This is a genomic window from Clostridium chromiireducens, assembly GCF_002029255.1.
GTDB classification, from domain to species: Bacteria; Bacillota; Clostridia; order Clostridiales; family Clostridiaceae; genus Clostridium; species Clostridium chromiireducens.
On record NZ_MZGT01000036.1, the window covers coordinates 1 to 18,353 of the forward strand.

15 protein-coding genes are annotated in these 18,353 nt (G+C 30.0%); 13 read left to right on the forward strand and 2 right to left on the reverse strand.

What is annotated here, in order from left to right:
* Nucleotides 1-146: 146 nt before the first annotated feature.
* From CLCHR_RS13700 to helD, 3 genes are all read left to right on the forward strand, one after another.
* The gene (locus tag CLCHR_RS13700) at nucleotides 147-917 is read left to right on the forward strand and encodes a J domain-containing protein (protein WP_079440396.1); all 771 of its coding nucleotides are present in this window, start codon (nucleotides 147-149) and stop codon (nucleotides 915-917) included.
* Nucleotides 918-941: 24 nt separating this feature from the next.
* Nucleotides 942-1,904, forward strand: a complete 963-nt coding sequence (locus CLCHR_RS13705) for a tRNA dihydrouridine synthase (protein WP_079440397.1) — start codon at nucleotides 942-944, stop codon at nucleotides 1,902-1,904.
* Between the two features lie 431 nt (nucleotides 1,905-2,335).
* On the forward strand, nucleotides 2,336-4,573 hold the full coding sequence (gene helD, locus CLCHR_RS13710) for an RNA polymerase recycling motor HelD (RefSeq protein ID WP_079440398.1): 2,238 nt from the start codon (nucleotides 2,336-2,338) through the stop codon (nucleotides 4,571-4,573).
* 97 nt (nucleotides 4,574-4,670) lie between these two features.
* Here helD and CLCHR_RS24795 read toward each other — a convergent pair whose 3' ends face one another.
* On the reverse strand, nucleotides 4,671-4,835 hold the full coding sequence (locus CLCHR_RS24795) for a hypothetical protein (protein ID WP_169896796.1): 165 nt from the start codon (nucleotides 4,833-4,835) through the stop codon (nucleotides 4,671-4,673).
* Between the two features lie 450 nt (nucleotides 4,836-5,285).
* Here CLCHR_RS24795 and CLCHR_RS13715 point away from each other — a divergent pair, with 450 nt between their 5' ends.
* The 5 genes from CLCHR_RS13715 (at nucleotide 5,286) to CLCHR_RS13730 (ending at nucleotide 11,016) form a co-directional block, all read left to right on the forward strand.
* The gene (locus CLCHR_RS13715; protein ID WP_079440399.1) at nucleotides 5,286-6,530 is read left to right on the forward strand and encodes an ammonium transporter; all 1,245 of its coding nucleotides are present in this window, start codon (nucleotides 5,286-5,288) and stop codon (nucleotides 6,528-6,530) included.
* A gap of 318 nt (nucleotides 6,531-6,848) precedes the next feature.
* Entirely contained in the window at nucleotides 6,849-7,478 is a 630-nt protein-coding gene (locus tag CLCHR_RS13720) for an ankyrin repeat domain-containing protein (RefSeq protein ID WP_079440400.1), read from the forward strand.
* A gap of 160 nt (nucleotides 7,479-7,638) precedes the next feature.
* The gene (locus CLCHR_RS24800) at nucleotides 7,639-7,794 is read left to right on the forward strand and encodes a hypothetical protein (RefSeq protein ID WP_169896797.1); all 156 of its coding nucleotides are present in this window, start codon (nucleotides 7,639-7,641) and stop codon (nucleotides 7,792-7,794) included.
* 378 nt (nucleotides 7,795-8,172) lie between these two features.
* A complete protein-coding gene (locus tag CLCHR_RS13725; RefSeq protein WP_079440401.1) occupies nucleotides 8,173-8,646 on the forward strand; it encodes a low molecular weight protein-tyrosine-phosphatase in 474 nt (157 codons plus the stop codon).
* Nucleotides 8,647-8,949: 303 nt separating this feature from the next.
* Nucleotides 8,950-11,016, forward strand: coding sequence for a beta-glucosidase (locus tag CLCHR_RS13730; RefSeq protein ID WP_079440402.1), 2,067 nt, complete (start codon nucleotides 8,950-8,952; stop codon nucleotides 11,014-11,016).
* Nucleotides 11,017-11,177: 161 nt separating this feature from the next.
* Here CLCHR_RS13730 and CLCHR_RS13735 read toward each other — a convergent pair whose 3' ends face one another.
* Entirely contained in the window at nucleotides 11,178-12,179 is a 1,002-nt protein-coding gene (locus tag CLCHR_RS13735) for a helix-turn-helix domain-containing protein (RefSeq protein ID WP_079440403.1), read from the reverse strand.
* Between the two features lie 393 nt (nucleotides 12,180-12,572).
* Here CLCHR_RS13735 and CLCHR_RS13740 point away from each other — a divergent pair, with 393 nt between their 5' ends.
* The 5 genes from CLCHR_RS13740 (at nucleotide 12,573) to CLCHR_RS13760 (ending at nucleotide 18,352) form a co-directional block, all read left to right on the forward strand.
* A complete protein-coding gene (locus CLCHR_RS13740; RefSeq protein WP_079440404.1) occupies nucleotides 12,573-14,321 on the forward strand; it encodes a methyl-accepting chemotaxis protein in 1,749 nt (582 codons plus the stop codon).
* A 303-nt stretch (nucleotides 14,322-14,624) separates the two neighbouring features.
* The gene (locus CLCHR_RS13745) at nucleotides 14,625-15,575 is read left to right on the forward strand and encodes an ABC transporter substrate-binding protein (protein ID WP_079440405.1); all 951 of its coding nucleotides are present in this window, start codon (nucleotides 14,625-14,627) and stop codon (nucleotides 15,573-15,575) included.
* A complete protein-coding gene (locus CLCHR_RS13750) occupies nucleotides 15,562-16,554 on the forward strand; it encodes a FecCD family ABC transporter permease (protein WP_079440406.1) in 993 nt (330 codons plus the stop codon). The genes CLCHR_RS13745 and CLCHR_RS13750 overlap by 14 nt, the downstream gene beginning before the upstream one ends.
* 1 nt (nucleotide 16,555) lies before the next feature.
* Entirely contained in the window at nucleotides 16,556-17,563 is a 1,008-nt protein-coding gene (locus CLCHR_RS13755) for a FecCD family ABC transporter permease (protein WP_079440407.1), read from the forward strand.
* The gene (locus CLCHR_RS13760) at nucleotides 17,564-18,352 is read left to right on the forward strand and encodes an ABC transporter ATP-binding protein (protein ID WP_079440408.1); all 789 of its coding nucleotides are present in this window, start codon (nucleotides 17,564-17,566) and stop codon (nucleotides 18,350-18,352) included.
* The last annotated feature ends 1 nt before the right edge of the window (nucleotide 18,353 follow it).

Here is an 18,353-nt window from a genome sequence, read left to right on the forward strand (position 1 = left end):
ATATAATAGAGTAAAAATATAGGTGTGAAAATTAAGGACATTTTATAAATTATTTTTAATTTTCAGTGTAAGAATTTAAGAATTAATAGAATTTAACTAAGGAAATAAATAGTATATTACCTAATTAGTTTTAATGGAGAGAAGAAATGACAGATTATTATAAAATATTGGGTGTAGAACAAAATGCATCAAAAGAAGAAATAAAAGTAGCTTATGAAAAGCAAGTAGAAAAATTAAAAAAAGAAGTAGTTAATGAGAAACGACTTAATCAATTTTTAAATATTTTTGATGAGGCATATGAAGCCTTGAGTAGTTTAGAGCAAAATCAATTAACTGACGAAAACAAAACATTAATTATAAATCCACAAGAAGTTCAAAAAGTACTAGAGGGTGATGATAAAAGTAAAAATTATATTGATGGAGTTAATTCAAAAAGAAAAGGAAGAACTTCTAATAGAAAAAAGAATAATTTCACTGAAAAAGTAGTTCCACAAAATAAAGAAAAGAAAAATGTATATAAGAAAAATAAATTTAATGATAAAAAAGAAGAACAGGTAAGGAAGCAAAAATCAGTTGAAGAAAGATCTAAAAGTAATACTAAATCAACAATAAATTTAATTATGCTGCCATTTAAGATATTGCTTTTGCCATTAATAGCTGTCTTAACAGTAGTGATAGCATTATTACAGATTATAAATATAATTTCATGGATAGCAACTAAATTATTAATCGTTGGGTCAATATCTGCAGGAGCGATACACTTATATCAGGTTAAGTTAGGACAACCTATGAATTACAATATATTGATTTTAGCAGCTTCAGTATTAATAGCATCGTTCTTTTTACCTTATATCTTAAAATTTGTATTAAAAGCATTACAAACATTAAATAATGTCTTAAAAGATTTTGTTTTTTAAATTATTTATTAAAGGGGTTACTAAATGAAATATTACTTAGCACCAATGGAAGGAATAACTGGATACGTATATAGAAACTCATATAGGAGATTTTTTAATAATATTGATAAATATTTTACACCTTTTATTGTTCCAAATGAAAGCAAAAATCTTAATACTAAAGAGTTCAAAGATGTTTTGCCTGAAAATAATAAAGGAATTAATATAATACCTCAAATACTTACTAACGATTCAAAAGGTTTTATTACCACTTCTAGAAAATTACAAAAGTTAGGTTATAATGAGGTGAATTTAAATTTAGGCTGCCCTGCTGGAACAGTTGTTTCGAAAAATAGAGGGTCAGGATTTTTAGCCAAAAGAGAAGAACTGGATATGTTTTTGGATGAAATATTTAAAATAGATGATATGAAAATTTCTATAAAAACTAGAATAGGAAAAGATAGACCAGAAGAATTTTATAAGTTGATAAAAATTTACAATAAATATCCTATAGAAGAATTAATTATTCATCCAAGGACACAAAAAGATTTTTATGGAAATAAACCTAATTTAAAAGTATTTAAGGATGCATTGTCTTTAAGCACCAATCCAGTATGTTATAATGGTGATATTTTCACTGCTTACGATCATAATGATTTAATAAAAACTTTTCCAGAAGTAAAGACAATAATGATTGGAAGAGGTATACTAGCAAATCCAGGATTAATAGATACGATAAAAAATAATACTAATATGGATAAAAAAGTATTAAAAGATTTTCATGATGAGATTTTAAATAATTATATAAATTTATTTAATGAAGATATATTTGCAATGAATAGAATGAAAGAACTATTTGGGTATATGAGTTACATTTTTTCAGACAATAAAAAATATATTAAAAGAATAAAAAGTGCACAAAATATAGGTGAATATAATGAAGCTGTCTTAAGCTTGTTTACAGAACAGGAAATCATAAACGGGGCTGGGCTATTTTCTAGTCCATAGTACATAGGCTTTTCTTTTATAAAAAGCACTATTAAGAGTAATAAGAGAATGTAATAAAATAATTTTATATTATTTGTGAGCTTTAAAAGTTTTGCTCAGATCTATTTAGAGGCCCATGAAAATCTAAATTTTAGATTTTTGTGGGTCTTAGTTTATGGTATAGAGAATGGTTATATCTATAATCTAAAAAATGATTTTGTTTTTTGATTTGGATATGATGAAGCTAATATATAACAAAAAAGACATTTGTATGATGACAAATGTCTTTACTATTGACACAATAAAATAAAAACGATACAATAAGTTAGATATCGCTTTTGTACATTGTATAATAAAATATCTCTAATTATATTATACACCTTCGAAAAAGCAATGTCAACAGAGTTTGAAAATAATTTTACTGAATTATTAATTATAAGGAGTGAAATATTATGAACAATAATGACTTTGAATGGAAATTTGAACATGAATGGCTGCAGGAGGTGCTTAAAGAAGCTCAAAAACAATTTGAAGAAAAGCGTAATTCTAGAGAAAAGTTTAGGCGTGACACAATTGAAATACAAAGAGAGTTATGGGAAAATGTAGGCTCCGTTTCTATAGGTAATGGATTAGAACAGGTTGTAGACTTTATGCAGTCTATTAATGCTATGAAAATACAAAAGAGAAGCCATGAGTTCACAAGAAAGCTTGAGGAAAAATACGAAAGAGTACTTTTGTCACCTTATTTTGCAAGAATGGATTTTAATGAAAAAGGAGAGGATAGGGCTGAAAAGTGTTATATAGGAATATCAAATCTTATTAATGATAATTTTGATTTTTTGGTATATGACTGGAGAGCACCAATTTCCAGCATGTTTTATGATTACGAAATTGGAGAAGCGGAGTATAAATGTCCTGAAGGAACAGTAGAGGGGAAACTTACACTAAAAAGGCAGTATAAAATTAATAATGGTAAAATTAAGTATATGTTCGACAGCAATCTTAAGATAGACGATGAAGTATTACAGGATATGTTGAGTAAAAGTACCGATAATAAGATGAAGGCCATTGTAACAACTATACAGAGAGAGCAAAATAAAGTAATTCGTAATGAGGAGTATAAAAATCTGATTGTTCAGGGACCTGCTGGAAGCGGAAAAACCTCTGTAGCTCTTCATAGAATTGCCTATCTTTTATATAAATATCGAGAGAAAATAACGCCTCAAAATATAGTAATATTCTCTCCCAATGATATTTTCAATGAGTACATTTCGAGTGTATTACCTGAACTTGGAGAGGATAATATGTCACAGACTACCTTTAAGGAATATATGGACAAAGCCTTAGGCAGTCAATTTAATAAGGAAAACTATAGCGAAATGATGGAATATATTTTAGGGTCAAAGAAGGAAGCAGACTATGAAATAAGAAGGAACAATATAAAATTTAAAGCTTCAATGGAGTTTATAGAACTTTTAAAGGGATATGTAAACGTCCAGGAAAAAAGTAATAGGAACTTTAAAAATATTTTATTTAGAGGAAGTTTAGTAATTTCTTCACAGGATTTAGAAAAACTGTTTTTCAAAGATTCTGTGCAGCTTCCACTTAAAAGGAGATTTGAAAAGATAAGGGAGAGAATTTTATTTCTTTTAAAACCTCATGAAGAACAACGAATAAAAGAAGTGGCTGATGAGCTTAAGAATTCAGGTTCTTATTTAGATAAATCTGAAGTCATGGAACACAGTAAAGCTAGGGTAAGAGATGAACTTAAAGATACTTATTATGAAATAAATAAAATTACACAGTTCGATTTATTGTTTATTTATAAAAAGCTATTTGAGAAGCTGGAATTTTTCTTGAGAGATTTAAATATCTCATATAATGAGAGGGAAATTAGAGGGATAAGAAACTATACCTTAGAAAAATTAAATAATCGAATGCTCAATTATGAGGATCAGATCTCTCTTCTATATCTAAAAGGGGCACTTGGCGACCTTCCAAAAACATCTGAAATTAAATACGTTATTATTGATGAGGCTCAAGATTATTCACCACTGCAGTATGAAATTTTTTATCAGCTTTTTAACCATGCTAGTATGACCATGCTGGGGGATTTAAATCAATCTATAAACCCATTCATGAATGTAGGAGATTATAAAAATATCTCTCACATATTTACTGAAGATAATACCTGCATAATAAATTTAACTAAAAGCTATAGATCCACAATGGAAATTACTAAGTTTTCAAGAAGACTTCTTAATAAAGAGCTTTCAGTTGAATGTGTAGAAAGAAGTGGAGATGAGCCGTTGCTCATTGGATTTACAGATAGAGAAGCTATAAAAGAAAGACTCATTGAGGATGTAAAGAGATATAAGAAGAAAAAATATAAATCCATTGGTATCATAACAAGGACTGCAAAAGAAGCAACTGAGGTATACAATTTCTTAAAAGATAAGATTAAGGTTAGAGCAATAATGAAGGATGATGATGAATATGTAAGTGATACATTAGTGATCCCTGCTTATCTTGCTAAAGGATTAGAATTTGATGTAGTGCTTATATATAATGCAGGAGATGAAAATTACAGTTGTGAAGAGGAGAGACTTTTGCTTTATACTGCTTGCACCAGAGCACTTCATGTTTTATGTGTATACTACTGCGGAAAGAGGACATTATTGCTTAAATAAAATCATTGAATTTAGAGTTATAATATTAAGGCAAAATTAAAAAAATAATAGACCAAAGATGCAAGCAAACTGTGGTCTATTATTTTCTTTCGGTACCTTAATTACCAAATCTATTAAAATGTTGACTTTTAACTCCCTGTTGCTTTACAGACTTATGTTTTGCATTAGGATTATGGTTATGACCTTCTTCGGTTATTGGAGTTTGATAATTACATTTTTCCATTCTCGCTGTTTTATTATCTGGTTGACTATCCTTTGCCATTAAAATACCTCCTTAGCATAGCATTTTTACAGAATTAGTTTGTACAGTACTATATAAATTATCCACTTATATTTAAAATCTATGTAATAAATAAAAGAGAATGGTGTTAATCTAAAATTTCATATAATGGACATCCTTATGAGAATAAAATAATCATTTGTTTTTTTTCATGTAAAAGATGTTGACAAAATTCTATTTGGATAATATACTATGAAATATGAACGACGGTGTTCGACAAAGATACTTAAAAAAGTATATTTTTCGGATGCCGCTTTTTTTATGAAAAAAATTTATCATAGTTGTAAATGAGTTCAGTAAAAAGAATTTTCAAACTTATTTTTAGGTAATGCGCAGTTACTTTTAAATCAATATTAATTTAAAATAGATAAAACTATATGTAAAAAACTAGAATTTTGTTTAAAGATTTTATATATCTAAGGAGGCTTTTTAATGGAAATTAATTTTGGTGATAGCAGTTTCATGTTGATTTGTTCAGCACTAGTACTTTTAATGACACCAGGACTTGCATTCTTTTATGGTGGAATGGTTCGTAGGAAAAATGCTTTAAATACATTAATGTCCTCATTCTTTGTATGTGGACTAGCATCAATAATGTGGGTTTTAGTAGGTTATTCATTGTCTTTTGGTAATGATTTTCACGGGATAATAGGTGGTCTTAATTTCTTAGGATTTAATGGAGTAGGAGCGGAACCTTCAGCATATGCACCTACTATACCTCAAGAGCTTTTTGCGGCATTTCAAATGATGTTTGCAATAATTACTCCAGCACTTATAACGGGTGCTTTGGTAGAAAGAATAAAGTTTTCAGCATTATTCATATTTGTAGCTGTGTGGTCACTTTTAGTATATTATCCAATGGCTCATATGGTATGGGGTGCTGGTGGATTAATTGGTTCTTTAGGAGCAGTTGACTTTGCTGGGGGAAATGTAGTTCATATAAGTTCAGGTATTTCAGGACTTGTAGCTTGTATTATGTTAGGAAAGAGACGTGGACATGGGATGATGTCATATAGACCTCATAACATACCATTTGTAGTTCTTGGAGCAGCATTACTTTGGTTTGGATGGTTTGGATTTAATGCAGGTAGTGCATTAAATGCCGGTCCACTTGCGGTACACGCATTTATGACAACAAATACTGCAGCAGCAGCAGCTATGCTTTCATGGATGTTAATCGAAAAAGTAAAACATGGTAAGCCAACAGTACTTGGAGCAGCAACAGGTGCAGTAGTAGGGTTAGTCGCAATTACACCAGGAGCGGGTTTTGTTCCACTTTGGGCATCGATTATAATGGGTGCATTAGTATCTCCAATTTGTTTCTTCTCTGTGGAAAAAGTAAAAGTTAAGTTTGGATATGATGATGCACTTGACGCTTTTGGATGTCATGGAATCGGTGGAATTTGGGGTGGTATTGCAACTGGGATTTTTGGACAAACTGCAATTAATCCTGTAGCACAATGGAATGGTCTTTTCTACGGAGATGTTAAACTTTTTATTGCACAAATAATAAGTATTGTAATAACAATAATATTTGCAGGTGGTATGACTTTCTTAATTATAAAAGTTATGAAAATGTTTATGGATATTAGAGTTGACAAAGCAGAAGAAGCTGATGGACTTGATTTAGCTGAACATGGTGAACAAGCCTACCCAGCATTTAATGGATTAGACTAGAGAAAGTACATAATTAGAGTTATTAGCTATAAAGCCTACGAAAATTTAGAATTTGGATTTTCGTAGGTTTATTTAATTTAATATTTCATAGGAATTAATAAATACATAACTTTGAAAGATTCGTGGAATGGATGGTAAAATGTATAGAATAATTACAAAGAAGAAAGTATAATAATTAAAGACATGTAGGTAAATTTAAAATGATTAATTAAGACACAAGGCATAATTATGAAAAAGTATACCTAAGATGCCGAAGGCATATAAGGTCTATTATTTTCATCCATGTGCCGAATAGTGATTTATTTGGAGGTAACTATCATGAAACTTCATGAGATTTTGTTTGGTTCAAAACCAAAATCTATTTCAAGAATAATAAAAGAAGGGGATTTGGATGAACTTAAAAATTTTATAGTAAATGGCGGAAATGTTAATGAAAAATATGAGAATAAAAGCCTGCTTCATTTTGCAATAGATAACTGTGAAAAAAATTATTTTGAGGTAATAGAACTTTTAATCAATAATGGTGCTGATATTAATAGTAATCAAAGCTTTTTGAAAGAAATACCACTACATAGAGTGTGCGCAAGAGTGAAACCTAAAATGGATGCGGTTACATTACTATTAGAGAAAGGGTCTGATGTAAATGCTGAAAATATATCAGGTAAGACTCCTATTTTTTATTGTAATTTCAGCTATTCTTTAGATCTTTTTAATCTTCTAGTTAGATATGGCGCAGATATCAAGCATACTGATAAATATAACAATACTCTTTTGCATGATGATTATTTAAATTGCACTGATGAAGATGTTTTTGAAGAGTTTTTAAAAGTCGTTATATCTTTTGGCCTAGACATAAATTTAAAAAATAATGTAGGTCATACACCATTGTATTTATGCAAAAATAAGAAAGCTGAAAATGTATTAATAAAATATGGAGCAAAAGTGTAATTTGATTTTGTGCCGTTAGATACAGATAAATATAAAAAGTATCTAGCGGTATTTTTTTATGTTTTTGTTGCAACTTTTGATGAAATTTCTACGATTATAATTCAGTATAGTGGTTAATATATTAATGAAAAGAAATTATAATTAAGGGAGGTAAATTCAAATGACATTAAATAATAGTGGAGTACATAAGAATTCATTATCTAAAAAAAGAACAAGTTCAAATACTGTTAAATCAGATGTTGGAGCAGAAATTGGTTTCCCTAATAATAAAGATAAAGGCCATGGAAAAACAGAAGGAATAGTTGGAAAAGGATAAAAGAATATCATTTATTTTGTGAATCAATCATACACATTAAATAACTTCTCATGGAAGGAGTTTGATCATGTATATTATTAATCTAATGACTCTCATATAAGGTTAATTAGTATAGAATACAGTTAATAATGAAAAAAGAAATATATGAAAATAAAAAAAGGTAAGACTTAAATGAATTGAGTTTTATCTTTTTTTTATTTATACCGAGGAATTAGAAGCTAGGTACCCTTAATTAAAAATATGATATAATAAATTCAGTAAAAAATAAATTATCAAAAAAATTTACTAATACTTTTAGAATAATTTTAAAGATCAAAGAAATTAAAATAAAAAATACAGATTATTAATATAAAAATAATTTTAATAGAAGGAGTTTTTATGATAAAAGTAATGTTTGTATGTCACGGAAATATATGCAGATCCCCAATGGCAGAGTTTATATTTAAGAATATGGTTAAACAAAAAGGAATGTCAGATAATTTTCACATTGCTTCCTGTGCTACTTCTACTGAAGAAATCGGAAATTCTGTTTACCCGCCAGCAAGAAGAAAACTTATGGAGCATAACATATCCTGTGAAGGAAAGCGCTCCGTACAATTAAGAAAAGAAGACTATAATAAATTTGATTATTTAGTTGCAATGGATCAAAAGAATATGAGAAATATATTTAAGATTATAAAAGAAGATAGGGAAAATAAAGTGTACAAGCTTTTGGATTTCACGACTACTCCAAAGGATATTGCTGATCCTTGGTATAGCGGAGATTTTGATACAACATATAATGAGATATACGAAGGATGCAGAGGATTGTTAGATTTTATTAATAATCGAAATTTTGCTTTAGTGCCTTAAAACTTAAGAACATTCATGAATATAGCCTAACATAGACAATTGATAATATGTAATTCTAAAGAAGACTCTAACTGGAAATCAAATTTTAGAGTCTTTTAAATTTGTCATTATATAATTATGTCATTTTTTTATATGAAGAGTGAAATAAATTATATATAATTAATGGACTAAATTTGTTAAAATGTTCCTTGAACAAGAAACATTATTATAAGATTACTTATCATAATAGTGTTTTCTATTAGTATAAAGGGGTTGAGATCAAGATTTAGATAACTTTGTTAATAAATTTGGGAGGCGGTATTTATGAAGTGCACAAAAAATTATAGATTAGGCTATACGGATAAAGCAAAAGAAATCGTTTCAAGTCTAACATTAGAAGAAAAAATCTCTTTAATGAGTGGAACTACAAGTCTAGAGCAGGAATTAAAGTATATTCAGGAAGATCCTGATAACAAGCATTATAATTATATCCCATATCCTGCAGGTGGTATTAAGCGAGTTGGACTTCCGCCAATGCTATTTTGTGACGGTCCTAGAGGAGTAGTATGTGGTGCAGCCAAGACAACTTGCTTTCCAGTACCGATGTTAAGAGGAGCAAGTTTTGATAATGAGCTGGAAGAAAAAATAGGACATGCAATTGGAAAAGAGATAAGAGCTTTTGGCGGTAATTTATTTGGTGGCGTTTGTATTAACCTTCCATATAATCCAGGCTGGGGAAGAAGTCAAGAAACTTATGGAGAGGAATCTTTTCATCTTGGACAGATGGGCTCAGCATTAGTACGTGGTGTACAAAAGGAAGATGTTATTGCATGCGTTAAGCACTATGCGTTCAATCAAATGGAGAACTCTCGTTTTAAGGTGAGTGTTGAATGTGATAAAAGAACAGAAAGGGAAGTTTACCTAGCACACTTCAAAGATTGTATTGAAGCAGGAGCTGCAAGTGTTATGAGTTCCTACAATTTATACAAGGGCACTCATTGCGGACATAATGATTACTTGCTAAATGAAGTTCTAAAAAAAGAGTGGGATTTTGATGGCTTTGTTATGAGTGATTTTTATTGGGGAGTTAAAGATACAGTTGAGGCTGCAAATGGTGGTCAAAATATTGAGATGGCTCATACTCTTTATTTTGGAGATAAGCTTCTTCAAGCAGTAAAGAACGGTTTAGTATCAGAAGAAAAAATCGATGATTCAGCATTACGCATTGTTCGAACTTTACTAGCATTTACAAATGCACAGGAAAAAGATGTTGATACTTCAGTGCTAGCGTGTAAAGAACATATTTCACTTGCATTAGAAAGTGCGAGAAAAGGAATAACTTTATTGCAAAATCAAGAACAAGTTCTTCCTCTTAATAAGAAGATGAAAAAATTGCTTGTATTAGGGTCATTAGCTGAGTCAAAGTCTACTGGAGATCACGGCTCAAGCTGGGTACGTCCGCCATATGTAATATCACCAATTCAAGGAATAAAGATGGTTGCACCAGAGGTAGATATTATTTATGACAGTGGAGATGATACTGAAAGAGCGAAACAGCTTGCTAAAGAGGCGGATGCAGTTGTCTTTGTAGTAGGTTATGATTATAATGATGAAGGTGAATTTGTATCAGAGGATGAGGCAGAAGGTTATACTGGTTCCATGGGAGGAGACCGTAAATTTTCATTGGGTCTCCATCAAAATGAAATTGATTTAATTAAAGCTGTTGGACCTGTAAATAGTAATTCTATAGCGGTATTAATCGGTGGAAATATGATAATGATTACGGAGTGGAAGGATTATGTAAGTTCTATAATAATGGCATATTACCCAGGTATGGAAGGTGGTAAAGCATTAGCAGAAATACTATTTGGAGACGTTAATCCAAGCGGAAAATTACCATTTGTTATTCCTTATAAAGAAAGTGAACTTCCGCAAGTAGAATGGAATACAACATCTCAGTATTATGATTATTATCATGGCTACACAAAACTTGAAAAGGAAGGCGTGAAACCACTTTTACCATATGGCTTTGGCATGTCATATACAAGCTTCAACATATCAGAAGCTGTATTTAAAATCGAAAATAATGAGGTATTAGCATCTTGCAGAATAAAGAATACAGGTAAGGTAGAAGGAACAGAAATAGTTCAAATGTATGTTGGGTTTAAAAACTCAGCAATTGATCGCCCAATAAAAGTTCTAAGAGGATTTTCTAGAGTTTCATTAATGCCAGGAGAGGAAAAAGAAGTGACTATTGCTTGTCCTGTTGAGAAACTAAGTTACTTTAATGAAGAGAACAATCAAATGGAGCTTGAGCATATGGAACACGAGGTGTACATTGGAACAAGTTCAAGTAACGAAGATTTAATTATGGGAACGATAAATATTTGATTAGTAAAGCAGATTTATCATAGAATAAATAACAATAAATTAAGAATTATAATTTAATATAGAATCAATAAAAAATCATGCAGTAAAATTAGCATGATTTTTTGTTTATAGTCCTGTTTTAGATAAGAGAAAATAGAAAAATATAGCGGATGACTAATTTCTTATTTGGTCCTTCTAAACTTTAGAGGAGTTTTTCCGTAAGTTTTTTTAAACATCTTTGAAAAATTGGCAGAATAATTGTAACCAACCCTAGAAGCTATATCATCAATACTTAAGTCTGTGGTTGACAAAAGATTTGCTGCAATGGTCATTTTAATATGATTTGTATATTCACCAATTGACATATGATAATATTTTGAAAATCCTGCCTTTAGTTTTTGCTCATTTAAAAATACCATCTTGCTTAAAGCTTCTATGCTAGGAGGTTCACAGTAATTTTTTGATAAGATATCATGAGCTTTTTGAATAGCACTTATATCAGAAGAAGTTAGCTTTATTATTCTGTTATTCCCTATATTAATGTTTCCGTAATTAATTTGGTTAGTAAAAGCATTCTCAGGAGAATTAGTGACCTCATTGATTAAAATGGCAATACACTCTAATATTTTACTTTCTAAGTACAGACCGTTTAATGAATTTTTATTAGCTAAACTTTGAAGTTGACGAATAACCTCTGTAATTTCTAAAGGCAGATAGATATAGGTGTAATTTTTTATAAAAGCATCAAAATCCATTATATTTGGAAAGTTAGGTTTAATAATATCAGTAAAATATTTTTCATATATAGTTATTTCTATTCCATGGTAATGTTGACCCTTTTTCCAATTTTGCTGTCCTTTTAAATCTTTCTCAACAACAAAGAAAGATGATGGGGTAAAAGAGGACACAGGGCTATCTTCGAGTTGAAATTCTGTAACTCCTTTATAAACTAACCCAAAACGCATTATGTGTTCTGGATTAGCAAATGATAAAGAGAAATCCTTTGGAATAGTATAATCTGCGATACCTAACTCATAATAGCCAGCTCTTGAGTAAGTAGTTAAATAACCAAGTTCTGGTCTATCTTTATTTGTATACAAAGTATAGTTTTCAGTCACAAATTTATCAAAACTCATTTTTCTTAAAACAGCAGCCTTAAATTCTTCAGTAGATCGTACAAGCATTAAAATACTCCTTCTGTTGAGAAATTACTATATAAGAAATTAATTCTTAATTGAAATTTGAAAATACTAAAATAAGTACATTTACTAAGTTAAAATTGATAATAATTAATTTTATTGATGGTAAATTGCATATAAATACTAAACTAATTATGAATTGTTGTAAAGTGAATTTTTAATAAAAAAACTATTTATGTACATACAGGCACAAATTGAACATCAGTTATAAAAAAGATATATTTTGACTAAATATAACAAGAAACATGCGATAATAAACTAAAATTGTAAAAAAAGTTAAAGTGGATTTAAAATTATACGATAATGAAAGTAACAATTTTAAAAGCATATGAAACATTTATTAGTGAAAACAAATGAGAATTTAGGGGTGATCATTAGGTGAAAAAGTACAAATTAAATAATATTAAATTAAGTGTAAAAATGGCAGCGACTTTAATAATACCTGTTATATCCTTGATGTTAGTTTCCGTTATTTCTAGTATAGAGATAAGTAGAATTCAAAGTAGTCTAGTAAAGAACATATATGAGGAAACACATCAAAGTGAGTACTGGTTAATTAATGCGGATAGGGATTTCTATCAGGCATTAGTTGCTGAGAAGGAAATGGAAGATTCAAAGGATTCGGAAAGCTTAAAGTCAGCAAAAGATTCTTATTTAGAAAACTGTCAGCAAACAATTGAAAGGGTACATAAAGCAAGAGATATAATATACAGTGATAAAACTAAATTTGAGAATATAAAAAGTAAGAATTCAGGATTAACAATTGTTGAGTTGTTTGATGCTTTTGACAAGGATGTTGCTAATTGGTCAAGCCTTTTTGATTCAAATAAAAATGAATTGATTAATAAAAATGAATATATGAAAAGTTTCGACATGGCAAGAGATAGAATTAATGATATTGAAGAAATAATGGATGATTACAGTGTTAAAATGATTAATGAAAGTAATGATAATGTAATATTTATAAAAACTACTCTAAAAATTATTTCTATTGTTACTACTTGTCTTTCTACTTTATTAGGAATATATTTGATTATTAATGTTAGAAGAAGAACTATGGCTACAGTGAATTTAATAAGGAAAACTGCAGAATTTGATTTGAAATATGATGCTGATTATGAAAGATATCTAAATGAAAAAGATGAATTTGGAGAAATCATTAATAATGTAATAACTGTAAGAACAGAATTTAGGAACATTATAGGCAAAGTTATTGATGAAACAGCTTCATTAAGAAATGCTATTAGAATGACAGAGGAAAATATGCATTATTTAGGACAAGAAATTGAGGATATCTCTGCTACTACTGAAGAAGTATCAGCAGGCATGGAGGAAACAGCTGCATCAACAGAAGAATTGAATGCATCGTCAGCTGAAATTGAAAGAGCACTTAATGAAACTACAAGTAAAGTTTTATTGGGATCAAAGACAGTAGATGAAATTAATATAAGGGCTAATGAATTAAAAAACAGTTTTACTTTTTCATACAATAATGCATTAAAAGTCCTTAGCGGTATAAAAGTAAAGCTAGAACAATCATTATTAGGATCTAAAGCAGTGGAACAAATTAATGAGTTAGCTGACTCAATATTACAAATAACCTCTCAAACGAATCTGCTTGCACTTAATGCAGCTATAGAAGCAGCAAGAGCTGGTGAAGCAGGTAAAGGATTTGCTGTTGTTGCAGATGAGATAAGAAAGCTTGCAGAGAATTCAAAGACAACAGTTACTAAGATTCAGGAAATAACAAAGGTAGTTACTAGTTCCGTTGAAAATTTAAGTGACAATTCAAATGAATTGCTTAAATTTGTTGAAACTGATGTTACCAATGATTATAAGATAATGTTAAATGCCACAGATCAATATAGAGGAGATGCAGATACTGTCAATAAAATAGTAACTGACTTTAGTGCGACATCGGAGGAATTGCTAGCATCAATTAAAGAAATGGTGCTAACGATGGATAATATAACAATAGCAGCAAATGAAGGTGCGACAGGAGCAACTAATATAGCACAAAAATCAGCTGAAGTAGTAAACAGATCAAATTCAGTAATTGAAAATATCAATTCAACTGAAGAAGGGGCTAATGCTCTTAATGGAATGGTTTCGAAATTTAATTTATAATATGTATGTGACAAATTGATTACTTCACTAAGGCTCTTAAAATAATAACTCAACTTTTACGCATTAGTTTAATGATGGGAAAGTTGAGTTATTATTATATAGTAATAAAATTAACATTAAATATAATTAAATAATTTGGGAAGAGAAATTTAGCAATATCAATAATACTAGAAAAAATAGTTATATAAGATGTAAAAATAATTAAATCTGGTGTAACTATTGAACTGAGAATGAATATCATATACAATAAAAATCGTTAGATTAGAAATGAATAAAATAGAAATTCTGAAAGGAAGATATAAAATGAAAAAAGTTTCAGTATTAAAAAAACTTCTAGCAGTCTGCATAACATCAATGCTTTTTGTTGGTTGTACAAATACAAACACTACAAATGTAAAAGAGGAAAACAAAACTGTTAAGGTAACGGATGTTAGGGGAGAGATAGAAATTCCGGCAAAGCCTGAAAGAATAGTGGATTTGAGTGGTAATAGTGATATTTTATCAATTTTAGGATATAAGGTGGTAGGAACAGCTAATAGTGATGCATATGACTATAAAAAATTCCCTACATATTTGGAAGATACATTGAAGGATGCTAAAATCCTAGGTTACAGCATGCAAGATACCATGGATGTTGAAGCAATAATGAATTTAAATCCTGATTTGATTATAATTTCAACAGTACAAGAAAAAATGTATGATCAATTAAAAGAAATTGCTCCTACAGTAATGATTAAATTAGACGCATTAAATTGGAAGGAAGATATTAAGACTTTAGCAAAAACTTTCAATAGAGAAGAAGCCGCAAACACATGGTTAGAAAACTATGATAAAAAATCAAAAGAAGCTCAAAATAAGATTAAAGAAACTCAAGGCTCAAATACAACGTATCTTTCTTTCTTAGCTAGCGGTGGTCAATTTTATGTGTTTGATGGAGCTGGTTTTGGTAATGTTTTATATGAGGATTTAGGATTGAGTAAACCAGAAGGAATGCCAAAGCAAACAGATATAAGTTTACCTGTCGTAACTTATGAAGGATTAGCTCAAATTAAAGCAGATCATATATTTGTTATTGCAACAGATGAAGATTTAAAAACTCTTGAAGGTAATGCAATTTGGAACAGTCTGTTACCAGTAAAAAACGGAAAAGTTACTACGTTACCTTCTTCACCTTACTTTAATCAAGGATATAGTCCAATAGGAAGAGAAAAACTTTTAGATGAAATCGTGGCGATGTTAAATGAAAAAAAATAATAGAAATACAATAAACTTTATAGTTTGTAGTATTTTTATTCTAATAATTGGGTTATTCCTAGGCATAAGCCTGGGAGCTACCCAGATTGGAATTTCAGAAATATGGCAAAGCATTTTTAGCTATAGTGAAAAGCTTGAACTTGTGTTAATTAGAGATGTTCGTATTCCAAGAGCATTTTGTGTACTTCTTACAGGAGGAATTCTAGGAGTAACAGGAGCAATGATTCAAGGAGTTACAAGAAATCCAATAGCGGAACCTTCACTTCTAGGAGTAAGCCAGGGGGCTACACTAGTTGTTGCAATATTTTATGCTATTGGAATTTCAATAAATACTACAAATGTTATGATAGCTTCATTAATTGGGGCAATTTTTAGTGGAATTATAGTAATAGGATTTATATTAAAGAAAGCCAATAATAGCTCAATCACTAAAATACTTTTAGCAGGTACTGCTATGAGTACCTTTTTTATTTCCCTTACAACTATTGCAGGGCTTTTATCAAATCAATCTCAGCTTATTGCATTTTGGGTAGCTGGAGGTTTTAGAAATGCGACATGGGCAGATACTAAGTTAGTGGCAGTAGTTGGAATCTGTGGTTTAATAATAGCCATTTTACTTTCAAATAAGATAAATGTACTCAGCCTTGGAGATGATGTAGCGATAAGTCTAGGTCAAAATCCAGAAAAAATAAGATTGATTACTTTATTAGTAATGATACCAATGTGTGCAGCGGCAGTTGCAGTTGGTAAAAATATTGGCTTTGTTGGACTCATAGTTCCACAGATTGTAAGAAAAACTTTAGGGGAAGATTATAGAAAAAATATACCGTGTTCATTTCTCCTCGGAGCAGTGATTTTAACTTACTCTGATATTGCTGCAAGAATGTTTTATAATCCTTATGAAACTCCAGTTGGAATATTTACAGCATTAATAGGAGTTCCATTCTTTATAGCTGCGGCAAGAAAGGAGAAGGGCTGATATGAAAAAAAGAAACTTTAAAATAGTATCATTAATATTGATAGGTCTGTTGTTATTATCTTTAATTTTATATTTAAGCTGGGGGAGTTTTAAGATATCACCCTTAGATATTATAAAGACAATACTCGGAGAAGGAACAAAACTTCAAAAATCAGCACTTCTAAATATTAGAGTTCCTAGATTACTAGTTGGAATTTCTGTAGGCATTGCATTATCTACAGCTGGAGCACTACTTCAGACAATAACAAAAAATGAATTGGCCGATTCCGGAATAATTGGTATTAATGCAGGAGCTGCAGTAGCGGCAGTAATCTTTATTTCCTTAAAAACTACTGATTATTATAGCGAACTTGGAAATCTTTCTATTTATGTATTGCCTTTTATGGCTATTATAGGTGCAGGTATATCGGCTGCTGTAATTTACTTCTTATCAGGTAGAAATAGAATCAGACCTAGGAGATTATTACTTATAGGACTTGGAATAAATGCTGGATTGAATGCTTTTATTACTTTCTTTACTTTTAGAGGTGGGGTAAGTGATTATAACAGAGTTCTTGTTTGGATATCAGGAAGTCTATGGGGATCAGGCTGGAGCTATGCAAAAATAATAACTCCAATAGTTGTTTTGATGTTCATCTTAGTACTTATTAATTATAAAAAGTTAGATGTTCTTAATTTATCAGATGAACATGCGGTTTGTCTTGGACTGAATTTAGATAAGGAGAGAAAAAAGTTTTTAACCTATGCGGTAATTTTGGCGGGCACAGCAACAGCTTTTGCAGGTAATGTAAGTTTTATAGGATTAATATCACCTCATATAGCAAAAAAGTTAGTTGGACCTTATCATAGAAACTTTTTAATAATATCTGCAGTTATAAGTACAATAATTATTTTAATTGCAGATGCAATTTCAAGAAATTTATTTTCTCCAATTGAAATACCTGTTGGGATTACAATTTCAATACTTGGAGTACCATATTTTATTTACTTAATGATGAAGGAGAAATAGATGGAAGCTATTAGTGTAAAAAATTTATCAGTAGCCTATGAGGATAACTTGATAATAGAAAATATGAATCTTTCAATCCCAAAAGGAGAAATAAGCATAATTATAGGAGCAAATGGATGTGGAAAATCAACTTTGCTAAAAACTATAGGAAGAATAATAAAACCAAAACATGGCGAAGTATTTATAAATGGTAAAAATATTAATAATTTAAAAGAAAAGCATATAGCGACTCAAGTTGCCTTCCTGCCCCAAGGACCAATCTGCCCAAACGGAATTACTGTTAAAGAATTAGTTTCTTATGGAAGATTTCCACATCAAAAAATGATAGGGGGCCTTAATAGCCATGATAAAGAAATAATAGATTGGGCAATAGAGGAAACAGGCCTTAAGGATTTTGCTGATAGAGAAATAGAAAATTTATCCGGAGGGCAAAGACAAAGAGCATGGATTGCAATGACTTTAGCGCAGGAAACTGACATAATCATGTTGGATGAACCAACAACTTACTTAGATATGTCTTATCAACTTGAAGTGCTCGAAGTATTAGAGAAATTAAATAAAAAAAAGAATATTACTGTTGTTATAGTACTTCATGAATTAAACAATGCCTGCAGATTTGCAAGTAATATTATTGGATTAAAAAAAGGAAAAATTATTTGTAAGGGTGTTCCGAGGGATGTTATAACTGAAGAAAATTTAAGAGAAATCTATGGAATAGATGTAAAATTGCAATTAAGTAAAAATGGTGAGTATCCAATCTGCGTAGAATACGAACTTATAAGAGGATAAA